This is a genomic window from Actinoplanes sp. NPDC004185 (assembly GCF_053603475.1).
Map to the genome: position 1 here is coordinate 331,657 of NZ_JBSGFR010000001.1, position 14,736 is coordinate 346,392.

Consider the following 14,736-nt stretch of genomic DNA (forward strand, 5'->3'; position numbering starts at 1 on the left):
AGTTCAACCGACCGGTGCGGCCGGTGAAGACAGCTCAGGGCGCACCCGGTTTCCGGCGGGAGCCGCGCGCCGAGCTCTTCCTGCTCGGTGTCTCGCTCATGGTCGGCGAGGACACCTTCTACGAGAGTGCCGACGAGCGCGACCTGCGATTCCGCGCCCTCGTCACCGAGGTGGCCGTCGCCGATCCGCAGTGGTTCGCCGGGTTCGTGCGGTGGCTGCGGACGGCCGCGATGGTGCGGTCCGCCGCGGTGGTCGCTGCCCTGGAGGGCGCCCGCGCGCAGGTTGCCGCGGGCATCCCCGGCTCCCGGTCCATCGTGGACAGTGCTCTGCAGCGGCCGGACGAGCCGGGCGAGGCGCTCGCGTACTGGCTGGGCCGGTACGGCCGGTCGCTGCCCAAGCCGGTCAAGCGGGGCATCGCCGACGCGGCGGTACGGCTCTACCACGAGCGCAGCCTGCTCAAGTACGACACCGACGCCCGGCCGGTGCGCTTCGGTGACGTCCTCGACCTCACCCACCCGACGGCGAAGGCCGAGCGGCAGGGCGAGCTGTTCCGGCATGCCCTGGACCGGCGGCACAAGCGGGACAACCCCGTACCGTCGGCGCTGACCCTGCTCACCGCCCGGGCCGGCCTGATGGCCCTGCCGGTGGAGCAGCGGCTCGGGGTCACCGACCCGGCGGTGTTGCACGCGGCCGGGATGACGTGGGAGGCGCTGGCCGGGTGGCGGCAGACGGCCATGGACGCGGCGGCCTGGGAGTCGATCATCCCGAGCATGGGCTGTCTGGCGTTGCTGCGGAACCTGCGCAACTTCGACCAGGCCGGCGTGAGTGACGCGGTGGCGGCCACGGTGGCGGCCCGGCTGACGGATCCCGATGAGGTCGCGCGGTCCCGGGCACTGCCGATGCGGTTCCTGTCGGCGTTCAACGCCGCGCCGAGCCTGCGGTGGGCGTACCCGTTGGAGCAGGGCCTGCAGCAGGCGCTGGCGAACGTGCCGGCCCTGGGCGCACGGACCCTGATCCTGATCGACACCTCGGGGTCGATGACCACCGGCTTCAGCCGGGACGGCACGCTACGCTGCTGGGACGCCGCCACCGTCTTCGGTCTCGCGCTGGGTGCCCGGGCCCACGACGCGACCGTGGTGTCGTTCTCCGACGACACCAGGGTGTTCCCGCGGGTGGCCGGCGAGTCGGTGCTGGCCGCGGTACGCCGGTTCAAGGCGGACGGCTACTTCCTGGGCCGGGGCACGAACACCGAGCAGGCGGTCCGGGAGCACTACGCCCGGCACGACCGGGTGGTGATCCTGACCGACGAGCAGGCGCACTGGCACGGCGCTCGTGATGTCGCGGCCGCGGTGCCGGCGCACGTGCCGGTGTACACGTGGAACCTGGCCGGCTACCGCGCCGGGCACACCCCGGTGGCCGGGAACCGGTTCACCTTCGGTGGCCTGTCCGACGCCGCGTTCTCGATGATCCCGCTGCTCGAGGCCGGCGACCGGGCACAGTGGCCGTTCGCCCACCGCGAGGGTCAGCCGGTGGCGGCGGCGTAACAGGCGCCGTGGCCGTCGGCGCGGGCCACGATCCGGCCCGCGGCGACCCGGACCGCGAACTCGGTCGTGTCGCTGCGGGCCGGCAGGCCCGCGGCAGCGGCGAGGGCACCGGCGTCGTCGTGCACGATCCGCAGGCGGGGCCGGGTCGAAGCCGGGAAGGCGGCACGCAGGTTCGCCCGCAGTTCGGCCACGACCAGGCGGCCGAGCGGGGACAACTCGTCGGGGGCGCCGGTGACCAGCGCGACGGTCACCTGCGCCCCGGCCGGCGCGGCCCGGACCGCTTCCTCGACCGCGCCGAGGCGGTGCATCCCCAGCACCGCGACCACGCCGTCCCGGTCCAGCTGAGCAGGCTCGGAGCGAAGGGCATCCCGGAGCGCCGGGGGTGACCACGGCTCGTCGACCGTCTCGGCCGTGGGCACGTAGGGCAGGTGCGGCGGGCCCCAGTCGTCGTCCAGCTCCAGACCAGCGAGCATCTCGCAGACGGCGACCGTCGTGAAGGGCTCACCGAAGCCCGGTGCCACCGCGGCGAGCCGGCCGGCGCCGTGCAGGGCGGTCAGGGCAGCCTCGGCCACCCGGACCATCCGCGGCGCGACCGGCGGCAGATTCTCCAGCGCGAGCCCCAGCACGATCGCGGTCAGGTTGGTCAGCTGGGCATAGGTCTGGCGGGCCTCACCGGTGAGGATCTCCGGGAGCAGGTCGAGCCGTTGTTTCTCGGTGGCCAGCGGGAGCCGGGCCAGCCAGGCCCGGGCGAAGTCACCCAGGGCCGCTTCGGCGGTGCGGGCGGTCGGCGGGTACGGCGACTCCGGCGCCTGCTCGGCGATCTCGGCCAGGACCGCGAAATACAGCGCCTGCCTACTGGCGGGGGACCGGGTCAGCCCGGCCCGCTCGGCGATCAGGTCGAGGTCGGCGTCGTGGTAGCCCCGCTCGGTGAACTCGGCCCGGGCGGCGGCCAGCAACGTGGCCCGGTCGTGCCCCGGTGTCGTCATGCCCGGTGCCAGCCCAGGGCCGGCCCGAGGGCGCCCGCGATGTCGGTGAGGATCTGCACGTAGTCATCGTGGCCGAAGGTGAACGGCAGGGCGAACGCCACCTCGTCGATCTCCCGGAACGCCGGGTGCGCGTAGAGCCGTCCGGCGATCTCGGCCGCGGGGCCGACCAGGTCCGGGGCGAACATCATCCGGGCCGGTCCCTGCGGGGTGGCGGTGCGCGGGGTGCGCTGGCGGGCGTACTCCTCGTATCGGGCCCGCTGGTCGGCGGTCGCGCTGTCGGTCGGAATGACCACCAGGCCCTGCGAGACGCGGGCGCGGTCGCCGTCGGGGTGGTGGGCGCGGAACTCGCGGATGTGCGACAGCTGGATCTCGGCGAAGTCCGTCGACTCCTCCGCCTTGACCACGCTGCTGGTCAGGAAGTTCATGCCGTTCTCGCCGGCCCAGCGGGCGGAGCGCAGGCTCGCACCGCCGTACCAGAGGCGCCGGCCCAGGCCCGGGGCGTGCGGCTGGATCCGGTCGGAGAACACCTCGAAACCCTCGACGCCGCTGAAGTCGGTGGCCGGCTCGCCCCGGATGAAGCCGAGCAGCCGCCGTACGCGTTCATAGCTGAAATCCTCGGTGTCGGCGGTGTCCGGATAGAGCGCGCCCTTGACCTGCTCGTAGTGCATCGGTGGGCCGACGCTCAGGCCCGGGTTGAGCCGGCCGCCGGACAGGATGTCGACCGTGGCCAGGTCCTCGGCCAGCCGCAAAGGGTTCTCCCAGCCCAGCGGGATGACCGCCGTGCCCAGCTCGATCCGGGTGGTGCGCTGGGTGGCGGCGGCCAGCACGGCGACCGGCGACGAGATGCCGTACTGCAGGTGCCGGTGGCGGACCCAGGCGCTGTCGAAGCCCAGCCGCTCGCCCAGCTCGATGATCTCCAGGGTCGACTCGTGGCCGGCGCGCGGATCGTCGCCGTCGAACAGGCCGATGGTCAGGAAGCCCAGCTTGCGCAGCGGGGACGACGGAACGGGCACAGCGCTCCTCCTCGGCAGGCGACTCACCCGATCTTGCTGCGTGCGGCCCTGTTCGCCAAGCGGCCATTGACTTTACATCGATGACAATGTTTATTGTTCAGCGTCTTACCTATTAAGGTCGTCCCCACCGGCGCCTCCGTTCCGCAAGGAAGGTCCCCCGCATGAAGCGCCGTTCCACGCTCCTCGCTGTCCTGACCTCCGCCGCCGTGGCGGGCACGTTCGGTGTCCTCGGCATCACCGGTGCCGACGCCGCCGCGCTGAACCCGGCGGTCGCCCCCGGCGGCAACTTCAACCTCGGTGTCTGGAGCCTGCAGCTGCCCTCCGGGTCGCCGGGCTCGCCCACCACCATCCCCCCGTCCCAGCTCAAGGGGGCCAACGGCTACACCAACCCGGCGTACTTCTTCACCGACAAGACCGACGGGTCGATGACGTTCTGGGCCCCGGAGAAGGGTGTGACCACGCCCAACTCCAAGTACGCCCGGTCGGAGCTGCGCGAGATGAACGCCGACGGCAGCGCGGCCGACTGGCGGCTGGCCGGCTCGCACAAGCTCACCGCCAACCTGCGCATCCCGCACGTGACCAAGAACGTCTGCGTCGGCCAGATCCACCTCGGCTCGGGCGGCTCGTCGACCAAGCCCCTGGTCGAGCTCTACTACCGGCCCAACGGCGACATCTACTTCGGTACGGAGATCTCGCCGGCCGGCGGTCAGGACGTCCGCAAGGTCGGCAACGTCCCGCTCGGCACCCGGTGGGACTACACCATCGCGGTGTCCGGCGGTAACCGGATCAACCTGACCATCAACGGCACCACCACGAGCTACGCCATCCCGTCGTCGTTCAACCCGTACGGGATGTATTTCAAGGCCGGCTCGTACAACCAGTCCTCGTCCGAGAGCACCTCGAACGGGGCCAAGGTGAAGTTCTACACGCTGACTGTGACGCACGGCTGATTGTGCCCGGGGCGGCTCGGGGCATAGTGATCCGTTGTGACGGACACACCAGCGCCGAGCTGCCCCACCTACACCCGGCTGTACGAGGCCGGGGAGGTGGTGGCCGAGGGTTTCGGCCCGCACGAGATCAGCGACCAGCTGCGAGCGCACCCCAAGGCGGTGCTGTGGCTGGATCTCTTCGACCCGGACGAGGACGACCTCAAGGCCGTCGCCACCGAGTTCCGGCTGCACCCGCTGGCCGTCGAGGACGCCGTGCACGACCACCAGCGGCCCAAGGTCGACCGCTATCCCGGTCACCTGTTCATGAACGTCTACGCCGTGCACGTCGACACCGCCGCTCCCGGTCCGGCGATGCACAAGACCGAGATCAGTTCCTTCATCACCGAGCGGGCGCTGATCACCGTCCGCAAGTCGCAGAGCGACCTCACGCCGCTGATCCGGCGCTGGGACGCCGACGCGGGGCTGGCGCCGGACGGCGGCGTCGGCTTCCTCGTCTACGGCCTGCTCGACGTCATCGTGGACGGCCACTTCGCGGCCGCCCGCCTCCTCGACGAGGCGATGGACAAGACCGAGGACGACATGCTGGAGGAGGGCGGCGCCCCGCGCGGCGTCCGGATGTACGGCTTCGCACTGCGCAAGACCCTGGCCGCACTGCGCCGGCCGGTCGCGCCGATGGCCGGGCTCATCGCCGACCTCATGCGGGCCGACACCGAGATGGTCGTCGAGCACCTCGAGCCGTACTACCGCGACGTCGACGACCACGCCCGGCGGGCCATCGAGACCATCGACAGTGCCCGGGACCGGATCAACGGACTGCTCGAAGCGGATCTCAACGAGCAGAGCAACGCGCTCAACGACGTGACCCGCAAACTCGCCGCGTGGGCCGCGATCATCGCCGTGCCGACGGCCCTGACCGGCTTCTTCGGACAGAACGTGCCGTACTGGGGTTACGAGCAGTTCTGGGGCTTCCTGCTGAGCCTGGGCATGATCGTCGGCTCGGCGGCGGGACTGTATCTGTACCTGAAGCGGCGCGGGTGGTTGTGACATCGCGTACCCTGCCCGAGGATCTTCAACGGGGGAGGGCTCGATGGTCGCGCTGGTGCTCGGAGCCGTCCGCGCCCGTACCGCGCAGGTTTTGACCGTCCTGATTCTCACCACCCTGATCGCCGCCGTCGCCGCGGCCGGCCCCTGGTACGCGATCGCCGCCTCCTCCCGCGCCGCCGACGGTGACGTCGCCGCGGCTCCGGCGGCCCAGCGCATGCTCTCCGTGCGGCAGAACGCCGAGACCGACGGCACGCCGCAGCCCGCGCTCGACACCTTCCGGGCGACCGTCGACCGGCTGCTGCCCATCGCCGGCCTGCGGCCGGTGCTCGGCATGACGGTGGCGCTGACCGCCGACCGCGGCGACGCCAGCCCGACGATGTCGATCAGCTACCGCGAGGAGTTCTGCACCCACGTCTTCCTCACCGGGCCGTGCCCGGCGGCCCCGGGTGAGGTGGCGATCAGCCAGGACACCGCCGAGCAGCTCGGCCTGGCGGCCGGCGACAAGCTGGTGCTGCGCGCCTCGCAGGCCACGACGCCGGTCGAACTGCGGATCGTCTCGCGCTACGTGGTGAGCGATCCGGCCGGCGAGTACTGGAGCAACAAACTGTTCCGGGCCAACGGCGGCCTGGAGCCGGCGTTCACCCCGGTCGGGACCTTCACCGAGGATCAGCTCACCGATCCCACCCTGACCTACGACGTGGGCGTGCCCCAGGCGCTGATCCGCGGGGACGACGGCTACAACCTGGCCGCGGTCGTCCGCGGGGTGGAGGCGGACTTCGACGCGGCCGGGCTGCGCCTGGTCGACCCGACCGCGCAGCTGCTGCGCACGATCGCCGGTGACCGGCGCACGATCCGCGAGGCCGTCGCCGTCGCGCTCTGCCAGGTGCTGGTGCTCGGCCTGTTCGCCATCGGCCTGGCCGGCCGCTACACCGGCCGCGAGCGGCGCGGTGACGCCGCCCTGCTGAAGCTGCGCGGCAGCACCCGGCGCGGCATGCTGTGGCTGGCCCTGGGTCAGCACGTGGTGCCGCTGCTGGCGGGCGCGCTGGTCGGGGCGCCGCTGGGCTTCCTCGCCGCCCGCCTGCTGGCCGGCCCGGTCCTCGGCCCCGCCGACCGGCTGCAGGCACTCGGCCTCTCCGCCGCGGCGGTGGGCCTGGTCGTCGCCGGCGGCCTGCTCGTGCTGTTCGCCGTGGAGGCGGCCGTGCTGCGGCTGCCGGTGGTGCAACTACTGAGCCGGGTCTCCGCCGGCCGCCGGGACTGGCGGGCCGACGTCATCGACCTCGTGCTCATGGCCGTGGCGGTCGGCGCCGCGTACCAGGTCCGGGCCGGGCGCAGCACCGGCGGCCTGGCGCTGGTCGCGCCCGCGCTGGTCGCCCTGGCGGTGGCGCTGCTGCTGGCCCGGCTGTTCGGCCGGATCGCCGATCGCGGCGGCAGTGCCGCCCTGCGCGCGGGCCGGTTGCGGCTCGGCCTGGTGGCCGCGCAGACCGCCCGCCGGCCCGGCGCCCACCGGGTCTTCGCCCTGGTCGCGGTGGCGGTCGCCATCTTCACCGGTACGGCGGGCAGCTGGTCCGCCGGCCGCGAGGCGCGCACCGAGCGCAGCCAGGTCGAGCTGGGCGCTCCCCGGGTGCTCACCGTGCAGGCCACCAACCGCACCGCCCTGCAGCACGCGGTCCGTACCGCCGACCCGGGCGGGACCCACGCGATGGCCGTGGTGATCAACCGCGACAGCATCCCGCCGGTCGTGGCCGTCGACAGCTCCCGGCTCGCCGCCGTCGCCGCCTGGAGACCCGAGTACGGCCCGCCGGAAGCCCTGAGCGCGGCGACCCGGGACACACCGTTGCCGCCCGCCGCGATGGTCACCGGCAGCCGGCTGACCCTGCGGGTGGGCAACGCCGACAGCCAGCCGGTCGTGGTCACCGCCGTCCTGCAGCACGAGGCGACCGGCGTGAACCGTACCGTCGACTTCGGGCCGGTCGCCCCAGGCGAGCACCAGGCCCGCGCTCGGGTCAGCGGCTGCACCGCGGCGCCGGGATGCCGGCTGGTCCGCTGGCAGCTGTCGTCGCCGGCCGGCAGCGACGGCCGGCTCGGCCTGCCGTCCAGCAGTGCCGCGGTGACCATCCGCGGCCTGTCCCAGCAGGAGCCGTCCGCCGAGGTGCTGGACGCGGCCGCGCTGGGTGACCCGCGGCGGTGGCGCCCCGACTTCACCGCCGCGGCGATGGACGTCTTCGCCACCGCCGGCAAGCTCACCCTGCGGATGGATCGCAACGAGGCCGGCGGCAGCTCACCGCCCGGCAACCGGGTGTACGCGGTGGACGCCGCGCTGCCGCTGCCGGTCGTGATGGCCGGGCCGCAGCCGGCGGCCTGGCAGTTCAGCGACTCGGTCGTCTACGCGTTCGGCGGTTCGCCCGTCCGGGTCCGGGTGGCCGGCACCGCGCCGGTGCTCCCGGTGGTCGGCGGGACCGGGGTGCTGGTGGACCTGGACACCGCCCGCCGGATCGCGGCCGACTCGGATCCCGGCGGCACGTACCAGGTCTGGCTGGCCGCGGACGCCCCGCAGCCGGTGCTCACAGCGCTCCGGGCCGGCGGCCTGACCGTGCTCGACGACGCCACGGTGGCCGAGCAGGCCGGCCGGTTCGAGGACCAGGGCACCGCTGTCGGCGCGACCTTCGCCATGCTGGCCGCGATGGCCGGCCTGCTGCTCGCCGCGGCGGCCGTCGCGGTGGCCGCGGCCGTCGAGCGCGGCCCGCAGCTCGATCAGCTGTCCGCCCTGCGGCTGCAGGGACTGCCGCTGCGCACGGCCGTCACCATCGGGTACGCGGGCAGCGCCGCCCTGGTGGCCGCGGGTCTGCTGGCCGGTCTGCTGGCCGCGGCCGTGGCCCGGCCCGCTGTGGGGGTCATCGTGCGGCCGTTCACCGACAACTGGACGTTGATCCCGCCGCCGGGCGCCCTCGGCCCGGCCGCGCTGCTCGTGGCCGGGCTGCTCGCGCTGCTCACCCTCGGCGTGACCAGTTGGCTCGCCGTCCGTCCGCTGGTTCGTGACCTGCACGGGAGCAGCCGATGATGGCCCTGGTCCTGGCGATGGTGTGGAGCCGGCGTGGCCAGGCGCTCACCCTCGCGCTGCTCGCCCTGGTCAGCGTGGCCGCCGCGGTCGCCGCCCCCGCGTACGTGCAGGCCGCCGACCGGGCCGTCGCCGCCGGCCAGGTCGAGACCGCCCTGCCCCGGGAACGCAGCCTGCAGGTCAGCAAGATCGAGGACGCGCGGTCCGGGGAGGGCGACAGCCTCAGCTTCACCAACGTGGGCCCGGCCCTGGTCGCGTTCCCCGGCTTCACCAATGTCTTCGCGGCCGAGTACGCGACGCTGGGCATCGAGCCGGACGTGAAGCTGCGGTCCCGGTTCGTCTACCGGCAGGACGTCTGCGGCCACCTGACCGTCGTGGCCGGGCGGTGCCTCATCGGTGAGGGCGAGGTGGTCATCGGCGAGCAGACCGCGCGGCGGCGGTCGCTGGCGCCCGGCGACGCGATCGAGCTGACGTACGCGGAGTTCAGCTCGGATCCGCGGACCCCGCGCTTCGAGCCGAAGGGCCAGCCCAAGCGGGTGACCGTGGTGGGCACGTACCGGGTGCCCGACCCCACGGCGGTGTACTGGGGCACGCACGGCTATTTCGCCGCCGATCCCGGACCGCGCGCGGGGGAGCCGGTGTTCGCCGGCTACGCCACGCTGTCCACGATGGACCACGGCAACACGCAGCTCTCCATCGACAGTGCTGCCGGGCCGGGTGCGCTGGACGTCGACAAGCTGGCCGGGGTCCAGGCCGCGCTGGACGGGCTGCGGGACATGACCATCAAGATCGGGGCGCCGATCCTGACCGAGACCGGCATCCCGGACCTGCTCGCGCGGATCGAGGCCGGCCGGGCCGCGGCCCGGGTGATCGTGCCGGTCATCGCCGTGCCGCTGGTCCTGCTCTCCTGCTTCGTCATCTTCCTGGCGGTCGGGTACGGCACCGAGGGCCGCCGCCCCGAGCTGGCCGTCGTGGCCCTGCGGGGCGCGCGCTGGTGGGAACGCTGGTGGCTGGCCACCGGCGAGAGCCTGGTCGCCATCGTGTTCGGTGCCCTGCTCGGCTGCCTGGCCGGGCAGGTGCTGGTGAACGCCATCGCGGCCGCGCGGTTCCCCGGAGTGGGCGTAGCCCCGGCCTTCTCCTCGCTGCGGTACGCCCCGCTGGCCGCGCTCGCCGCCGTCCTGGCCGCCCTGCTGGCCCAGCGCCGGCAGCTGCTCAGCCCGGTCTCGGCGTTGCTGCGCCGGCTGCCTGTCACCGGCCGCCGCCCGCCCGTCCTGGACCTGACGGTGGCACTGCTGGCGATCATCACCGGCGTCCAGCTCAACCTGTCCGGCGACCCGACCGGGGCCGGCCTGTTCGCGCCGGCCCTGATCGTGTTCGCCTTCGCCCTGGTGGTGGGCCGGGCCCTGCTTCCGGTCGTCACCCGTTTCGCGGTCCGCGCGCTGCGCCGGGGCCGGCTCGGCGTGGCCCTGGCCGGCCTGCAACTGTCCCGCCGCTCCGGCGCCCGGGGCCTGTTCGCGATGCTGGTCGCGGCCGTGGCCGTCGCCGGCTATGCGGCCTGCGCCGCTGACGTGGGCGCCCGCGACCGGGCCGTGCAGGCGACCCTGGGCACCGGCGCCGACCGGGTCCTGACCGTGGAACCCGGCACCCCGCAGCAGCTCCTCACAGCCGTCCGGACGGTCGACCCGGAGGGCGCGTTCGCGATGGCTGTCGCCCGCACCCCGGGCAGCGGCGTCGGTGAGCCGCCCGGTCTCGCCGTGGACAGCACCCGGCTGGCCACCGTGGCCACCTGGGCCGGCGGGCCCGACGCCGCCGAGGTGGCCCGGGCGTTGCGGCCGGCCGCCCCCGAGCCGATCGTCATCCCCGGCCAGGACCTCGACGTGAGAGTCACGGCCACCGGGCTGGAGGACAACCCGCCGTTGCGGCTCACCGTCACGGTCAGTTCGGTGACCGGGCTGGGCTCGGCCGCCGTCGCGTTCGGCCAGCTCCAGGAGGGTCCCTACACGTACGGGCAGCGGGTGCCGGTGTGCCGGGCGGGCTGCCGGGTCGACGGCCTCCAGATCACCGTCATCGGCGGGACCAACGGGGTCCGCTGCCGGCTGACCCTGAACGGGCTGGGCAGCATCAACCCGGTGCGGCCCGCGTTGCCGGCCGCCGAGCTCGCCGCCGCCGAGCACTGGCGGATGCCCCGGTTCGGGACGCTGACCACGGTGCCCGCCGGTCTGCAGGTCGATCTCGACGCGCCGGGCGGGCTGCCCGACGGCGCCTGGCTCCAGCCGGCCGACACGCCCTCGCCGCTGCCGGTGGCCGGGGCCGGACGCAGCGCCGACGACACGATCACCGGCCTGGACAGCCAGCTGGTGCCGGTCACCCGGGTGGCCGACCTGCCCGCGGTGCCCCGGCTCGGCCGCCGCGCGACGGTGTCCGACCTGGAATACCTGGACCGCTACGCCACGGCCGCGACCACCACGACGCTGCCCGAGGTGTGGCTGTCCGCGGCCGCGCCCGCCGATATCGTCGACCGGCTGGCCGCGCAGGGCCTGGTCATCACCGGTGACACCCGGACCTCGGCGGTGCGCGCGCAGCTCGATGAGCAGGGGCCGGCGCTGGCGTTGTGGTTCTACGTGCTCGCCGGGTGCCTGGCGACCCTGCTGGGGGCCGGGGCACTGATCCTGGCCGCGGCCGTGGACCGGGGGCGGCGGGTGCAGGACCTGTCCGCGTTGCGCGCCCAGGGGCTCAACCGGCGGGCGGCGGGGCAGGCGACGCTGTGGACGTACCCGATCCTGGCCGTCATCGCCGTGCTCGCCGGCCTGGGCATCGCCCTGGCCGGCTGGGGACTGACCGGCTGGACCCTGCCGCTGGCCGGGATCAAGCCGGCGCCGTTGCCGTTCGCCGACTGGCCCCGGCCGCTGGTGCTGGCCGCGGCCGGGCTGGCGATGCTGGTCGTGCTGGCCGGGGTGGCCCTGCTGACCGGCCGGGACCTGCGGCGCCGGGTGCGTGCCGCCGGGGTGAACGAGGGAGAGGGCCGATGAGGACGCTGACGGTGGACGCGGCGCAGGTCGCGTACGGCGACGGGGTGCCGGTGCTGCGGGACGTGACCGTGACGGTGCGGCCCGGCGAGATCCTGGCCGTGACCGGCCCGTCCGGGGCGGGCAAGACCACGCTGCTGGCGGCGATGGCGGGCCTGCTGCCGCCGGCCGCCGGCCGGGTGCTGGTCGACGGCGACCAGCTCGAGGACCGTGATCGGGGCGTCGCGCTCGGCGTGGTGCTGATCCCGCAGGAGAACGGGCTGGCGGCGATCCTCACCGCGGCCGAGAACATCGCGGTCGCCGTGATCGCCACCGGTGGCACCCCGGCCGATGCCCGGCGCGGCACCGCGGAGTCCCTCGAACGCGTCGGCCTGGCCGGGCAGGCGGACCAGCTCGTCGACGAGCTCTCCGGGGGCCAGCAGCAGCGCGCCGCCATCGCCCGCGGGCTGGCCCTGCGCGGCGACGTGCTGCTGGCCGACGAGGTGACCAGCGAGCTGGACGCGGCCAACCGGCAGAAGGTGATCGAGCTGCTGCGCGCCGAGGCGGAGCGGGGCGCGGCGGTGGTCTTCGCCACCCACGACCCCGAGGCCGCCGCGGCCTGCGACCACGAACTGCACCTGGCCGACGGCGAGGCGACCCTGCTGCGCTGAGTCAGCCGTCCGGTGTCCTCAGGTACGCGTCGAGCGCGGCCGCGCCGGACAACATCGCTCGGCCCCGGGCCGTCAGCCGGGCACGCCACTCGCTCATCGCCGCTTGCAGGGGCTCGGGCCCGCCCGCCGTCCGTACCTGCTCCAGCACCTGGGCGATCCGGGCCAGCCCGTGCCCGCCGCGGCGGAGCTGGTGGGCCAGCAGCACGTCGCGTACGTCGGCGGCGGTGTAGACGCGGTAGCCGGTGTGCGGATCGCGGCGGGGCGTGATCAGGCCGGCGCGCTGCCACTTGCGGAGCGTGGCCGGCCGGATGCCGAGCCGGCGGGCCAGCGGGCCGATGAACGTCTCACCCGGCGCTGGTTCGGCCGGTGGGGCCAAGCCGCCCAGGGCGAGGTCGACTGTTTCCAGCGTGCGGCGGTCTTCGGCCAGCTGCGCGTGGCTGCCGTCGATCAGGCGTAGCGCTTCCTCGACCGCGCCCTCGTTCACCGCCCGCATGATCGCGGTGGCGGTCGCGTGGCCGTGCGCGGGGATCAGAGCGAGGAAGGTCTGCAACGCCGCTGCGTGGCGTGCGGCGTAGCGGCGGTAGCCCGACGGTGAGCGCTCGGCCGGCGGGAGGATGCCCGCTTCCTCGTAGTTGCGCACCGCCTGGGTGGACAGGCCGTGCTCACGCGCCAGGTCGATGGGTCGTAGCCGCATTCCGGCAAAGTTTACACAGAAAGTTCAACGATACTGTTGATGGGCATGACGACCTCGATCCGGGACGCCGCCCGGCCTTTCACCCCTGAAGCCCTCACCGCGCTGCTGCGCCCCGGCACCCGCCTGCTCGGCCTCGGCGAGCCCACCCACGGCGTCGAAGCCTTTCCCGAGCTGCGCAACGAGCTCTTCCGCCACCTGGTCGCCCACGAGGGCTACCGCTCGATCACCATCGAGAGCGACTGCCGGGCCGGCCTCATCGCCGACGCATACGTCACCGACGGCACCGGCTCGCTGGACACGGCGCTGAGCCGGGGATTCAGCCACGGCTTCGGCGCCTCACCGGCCAACCGCGAGCTCCTGCGCTGGATGCGCGCCTACAACGAGACCCGGTCCCGGCCCGAGCGGCTGCGCTTCTACGGCTTCGACGGTCCCCTGGAGGTCAGCGGACCGGCCGGCCCCCGTCCCGCCGTGACCGCCCTGTACGACTACCTCGCCGACCACCTCGACCTGCCCTGGAGCCGCGAGCTCCTCGACGATCTGCTGGGCCCGGACGGGCGCTGGACCGACCCGGCCGCCACCATGGACCCGGCCCGGTCGGCGGGCCGCCGCCCCGAGGTCCTCCAGTTGCGCCTGATCGTCGACGACCTGGGCGTGCTGCTCAGCACCCACGCTCCCCAGCTGACGGCCGCCACGTCCGCCGACGACTGGTGGAACGCCGACCTGCACGCCCGTACCGCGGCCGGACTGTTGCGCTATCACGCCGGCATGGCCGATCCCGCGCCCACCCGCGTCAACGCGCTCATGGGCCTGCGCGACACGATCATGGCCGACAACCTGGCGGCCGTCGTCGCCCGGGAGCGCCGGCGCGGGCCCACGCTGGCCTTCGCCGGGAACCGCCACCTGCAACGCGACAAGAGCCACCTCCACTTCGCCGGCCTGCCCCTGCAGTGGTGGAGCGCGGGGGCCATCGCCGGCACCCGCCTCGACGGCGAATACGCCTTCGCCGCCACCACCTTCGGCACCCGCGGCTCCGACGTCCCGCCGCCCGACACTCTCGAAGGCGTGCTGTCGACGCTGCCGTACGCCCGCGCCGTCATCGATCCCGGCCGTCTCATCGGGGCACTGGACCGCGAGCTGACGCCGCGTGTGCCCCGCGACCACACGTACCTCGCCCTGGACCCGGCGACCATCGACAGGATCGACGCCATCGTCTTCCTCGGGACCATCGGATGATGGACCCAGGCTGCGGAAAATCGACCCGCCCTCAGCTGACGGCCTGTTGCACGAGGGCGCTGACCCGAGTCTCGGTCGCGGGGTTGAGCTCGGTCAGGGCGAAGGAGGTCGGCCACATGGCGCCGTCGTCGAGCCGGACCTCGTCGCTGAAGCCGAGAACCGCGTACCGGGTCTTGAACTTCGCCGCGCTCTGGAAGAAGCAGACCACCTTGCCGTCGCGGGCGTAGGCGGGCATGCCGTACCAGAGCTTCGGGGTGAGGGCCGGCGCGCCGGCCTTGATCAGCGCGTGCAACCGCTCGGCGAGCACGCGATCGGACTCGGCCATCTCGGCGATCTTCTCCAGCACCTGGCTCTCGGTGTCGGGCTGGGCCCCCCGCTTGCTGCTCGCCCTGAGCTCCTTGGCGCGCTCCTTCATCGCGCCGCGCTCCTCCTCGGTGAAAACGCCGGTGGTCTTCGTGGTGCTCGGCATCATGACTCCTTCGGTTCCGTCGTCGGCGTTCCCGACCTGAGTCATCCGACCACCGGCAGGCCGGGCAGCGCC

At 73.8% G+C, this 14,736-nt stretch carries 11 protein-coding genes; 7 read left to right on the forward strand and 4 right to left on the reverse strand.

The window, feature by feature from the left end:
• Positions 1 to 23 precede the first annotated feature (23 nt).
• Positions 24 to 1,544 (forward strand): TROVE domain-containing protein, encoded by a 1,521-nt coding sequence (locus ACWEOZ_RS01505; protein ID WP_451908812.1) that lies wholly within the window; start codon positions 24 to 26, stop codon positions 1,542 to 1,544.
• Here ACWEOZ_RS01505 and ACWEOZ_RS01510 read toward each other — a convergent pair.
• Together ACWEOZ_RS01510 and ACWEOZ_RS01515 are read right to left on the reverse strand one after the other, a co-directional pair.
• A complete protein-coding gene (locus ACWEOZ_RS01510; RefSeq protein WP_451908813.1) occupies positions 1,523 to 2,530 on the reverse strand; it encodes a TetR family transcriptional regulator in 1,008 nt (335 codons plus the stop codon). The genes ACWEOZ_RS01505 and ACWEOZ_RS01510 overlap by 22 nt on opposite strands.
• Positions 2,527 to 3,543, reverse strand: coding sequence for an LLM class flavin-dependent oxidoreductase (locus ACWEOZ_RS01515; RefSeq protein WP_451908814.1), 1,017 nt, complete (start codon positions 3,541 to 3,543; stop codon positions 2,527 to 2,529). Before ACWEOZ_RS01515 ends, ACWEOZ_RS01510 begins: the two co-directional genes overlap by 4 nt.
• A gap of 161 nt (positions 3,544 to 3,704) precedes the next feature.
• On the opposite strand from ACWEOZ_RS01515, the gene ACWEOZ_RS01520 reads away from it, so the two are divergent.
• From ACWEOZ_RS01520 to ACWEOZ_RS01540, 5 genes are read left to right on the forward strand one after another with little or no spacing between them, the layout of a single operon-like run.
• Complete coding sequence (locus tag ACWEOZ_RS01520) at positions 3,705 to 4,493, forward strand: polysaccharide lyase family 7 protein (protein ID WP_451908815.1); 789 nt, start codon at positions 3,705 to 3,707, stop codon at positions 4,491 to 4,493.
• Positions 4,494 to 4,529: 36 nt separating this feature from the next.
• Positions 4,530 to 5,537: a magnesium transporter CorA family protein gene (locus ACWEOZ_RS01525; protein ID WP_451908816.1), complete on the forward strand. Its 1,008-nt coding sequence runs from the start codon at positions 4,530 to 4,532 to the stop codon at positions 5,535 to 5,537.
• 43 nt (positions 5,538 to 5,580) lie between these two features.
• The gene (locus tag ACWEOZ_RS01530; protein WP_451908817.1) at positions 5,581 to 8,595 is read left to right on the forward strand and encodes an ABC transporter permease; all 3,015 of its coding nucleotides are present in this window, start codon (positions 5,581 to 5,583) and stop codon (positions 8,593 to 8,595) included.
• The gene (locus tag ACWEOZ_RS01535) at positions 8,592 to 11,621 is read left to right on the forward strand and encodes an FtsX-like permease family protein (RefSeq protein WP_451908818.1); all 3,030 of its coding nucleotides are present in this window, start codon (positions 8,592 to 8,594) and stop codon (positions 11,619 to 11,621) included. The genes ACWEOZ_RS01530 and ACWEOZ_RS01535 overlap by 4 nt, the downstream gene beginning before the upstream one ends.
• Complete coding sequence (locus ACWEOZ_RS01540; RefSeq protein WP_451908819.1) at positions 11,618 to 12,268, forward strand: ABC transporter ATP-binding protein; 651 nt, start codon at positions 11,618 to 11,620, stop codon at positions 12,266 to 12,268. The genes ACWEOZ_RS01535 and ACWEOZ_RS01540 overlap by 4 nt, the downstream gene beginning before the upstream one ends.
• Before the next feature lies 1 nt (position 12,269).
• On the opposite strand, the gene ACWEOZ_RS01545 is transcribed toward ACWEOZ_RS01540, so the two are convergent.
• Positions 12,270 to 12,962 carry a TioE family transcriptional regulator gene (locus ACWEOZ_RS01545; RefSeq protein WP_451908820.1) on the reverse strand — a complete coding sequence of 231 codons (693 nt, stop codon included), beginning with the start codon at positions 12,960 to 12,962 and terminating at the stop codon, positions 12,270 to 12,272.
• Between the two features lie 45 nt (positions 12,963 to 13,007).
• On the opposite strand from ACWEOZ_RS01545, the gene ACWEOZ_RS01550 reads away from it, so the two are divergent.
• On the forward strand, positions 13,008 to 14,195 hold the full coding sequence (locus ACWEOZ_RS01550) for an erythromycin esterase family protein (RefSeq protein WP_451908821.1): 1,188 nt from the start codon (positions 13,008 to 13,010) through the stop codon (positions 14,193 to 14,195).
• A 31-nt stretch (positions 14,196 to 14,226) separates the two neighbouring features.
• Here the strand turns inward: ACWEOZ_RS01550 and ACWEOZ_RS01555 are convergent, their stop codons facing one another.
• Positions 14,227 to 14,664, reverse strand: coding sequence for an iron chaperone (locus tag ACWEOZ_RS01555; protein ID WP_451908822.1), 438 nt, complete (start codon positions 14,662 to 14,664; stop codon positions 14,227 to 14,229).
• Positions 14,665 to 14,736 lie beyond the last annotated feature (72 nt).

What these genes read in the sequence shown, in the direction of transcription:
- ACWEOZ_RS01520 (WP_451908815.1), top strand. Translation starts at nt 3,705, where the DNA reads ATGAAGCGCCGTTCCACGCTCCTCGCTGTCCTGACCTCCGCCGCCGTG.
- ACWEOZ_RS01540 (WP_451908819.1), top strand. Translation starts at nt 11,618, where the DNA reads ATGAGGACGCTGACGGTGGACGCGGCGCAGGTCGCGTACGGCGACGGG.
- ACWEOZ_RS01550 (WP_451908821.1), top strand. Translation starts at nt 13,008, where the DNA reads ATGACGACCTCGATCCGGGACGCCGCCCGGCCTTTCACCCCTGAAGCC.
- ACWEOZ_RS01530 (WP_451908817.1), top strand. Translation starts at nt 5,581, where the DNA reads ATGGTCGCGCTGGTGCTCGGAGCCGTCCGCGCCCGTACCGCGCAGGTT.
- ACWEOZ_RS01555 (WP_451908822.1), bottom strand. Translation starts at nt 14,664, where the DNA reads ATGCCGAGCACCACGAAGACCACCGGCGTTTTCACCGAGGAGGAGCGC.
- ACWEOZ_RS01535 (WP_451908818.1), top strand. Translation starts at nt 8,592, where the DNA reads ATGATGGCCCTGGTCCTGGCGATGGTGTGGAGCCGGCGTGGCCAGGCG.
- ACWEOZ_RS01510 (WP_451908813.1), bottom strand. Translation starts at nt 2,530, where the DNA reads ATGACGACACCGGGGCACGACCGGGCCACGTTGCTGGCCGCCGCCCGG.
- ACWEOZ_RS01545 (WP_451908820.1), bottom strand. Translation starts at nt 12,962, where the DNA reads ATGCGGCTACGACCCATCGACCTGGCGCGTGAGCACGGCCTGTCCACC.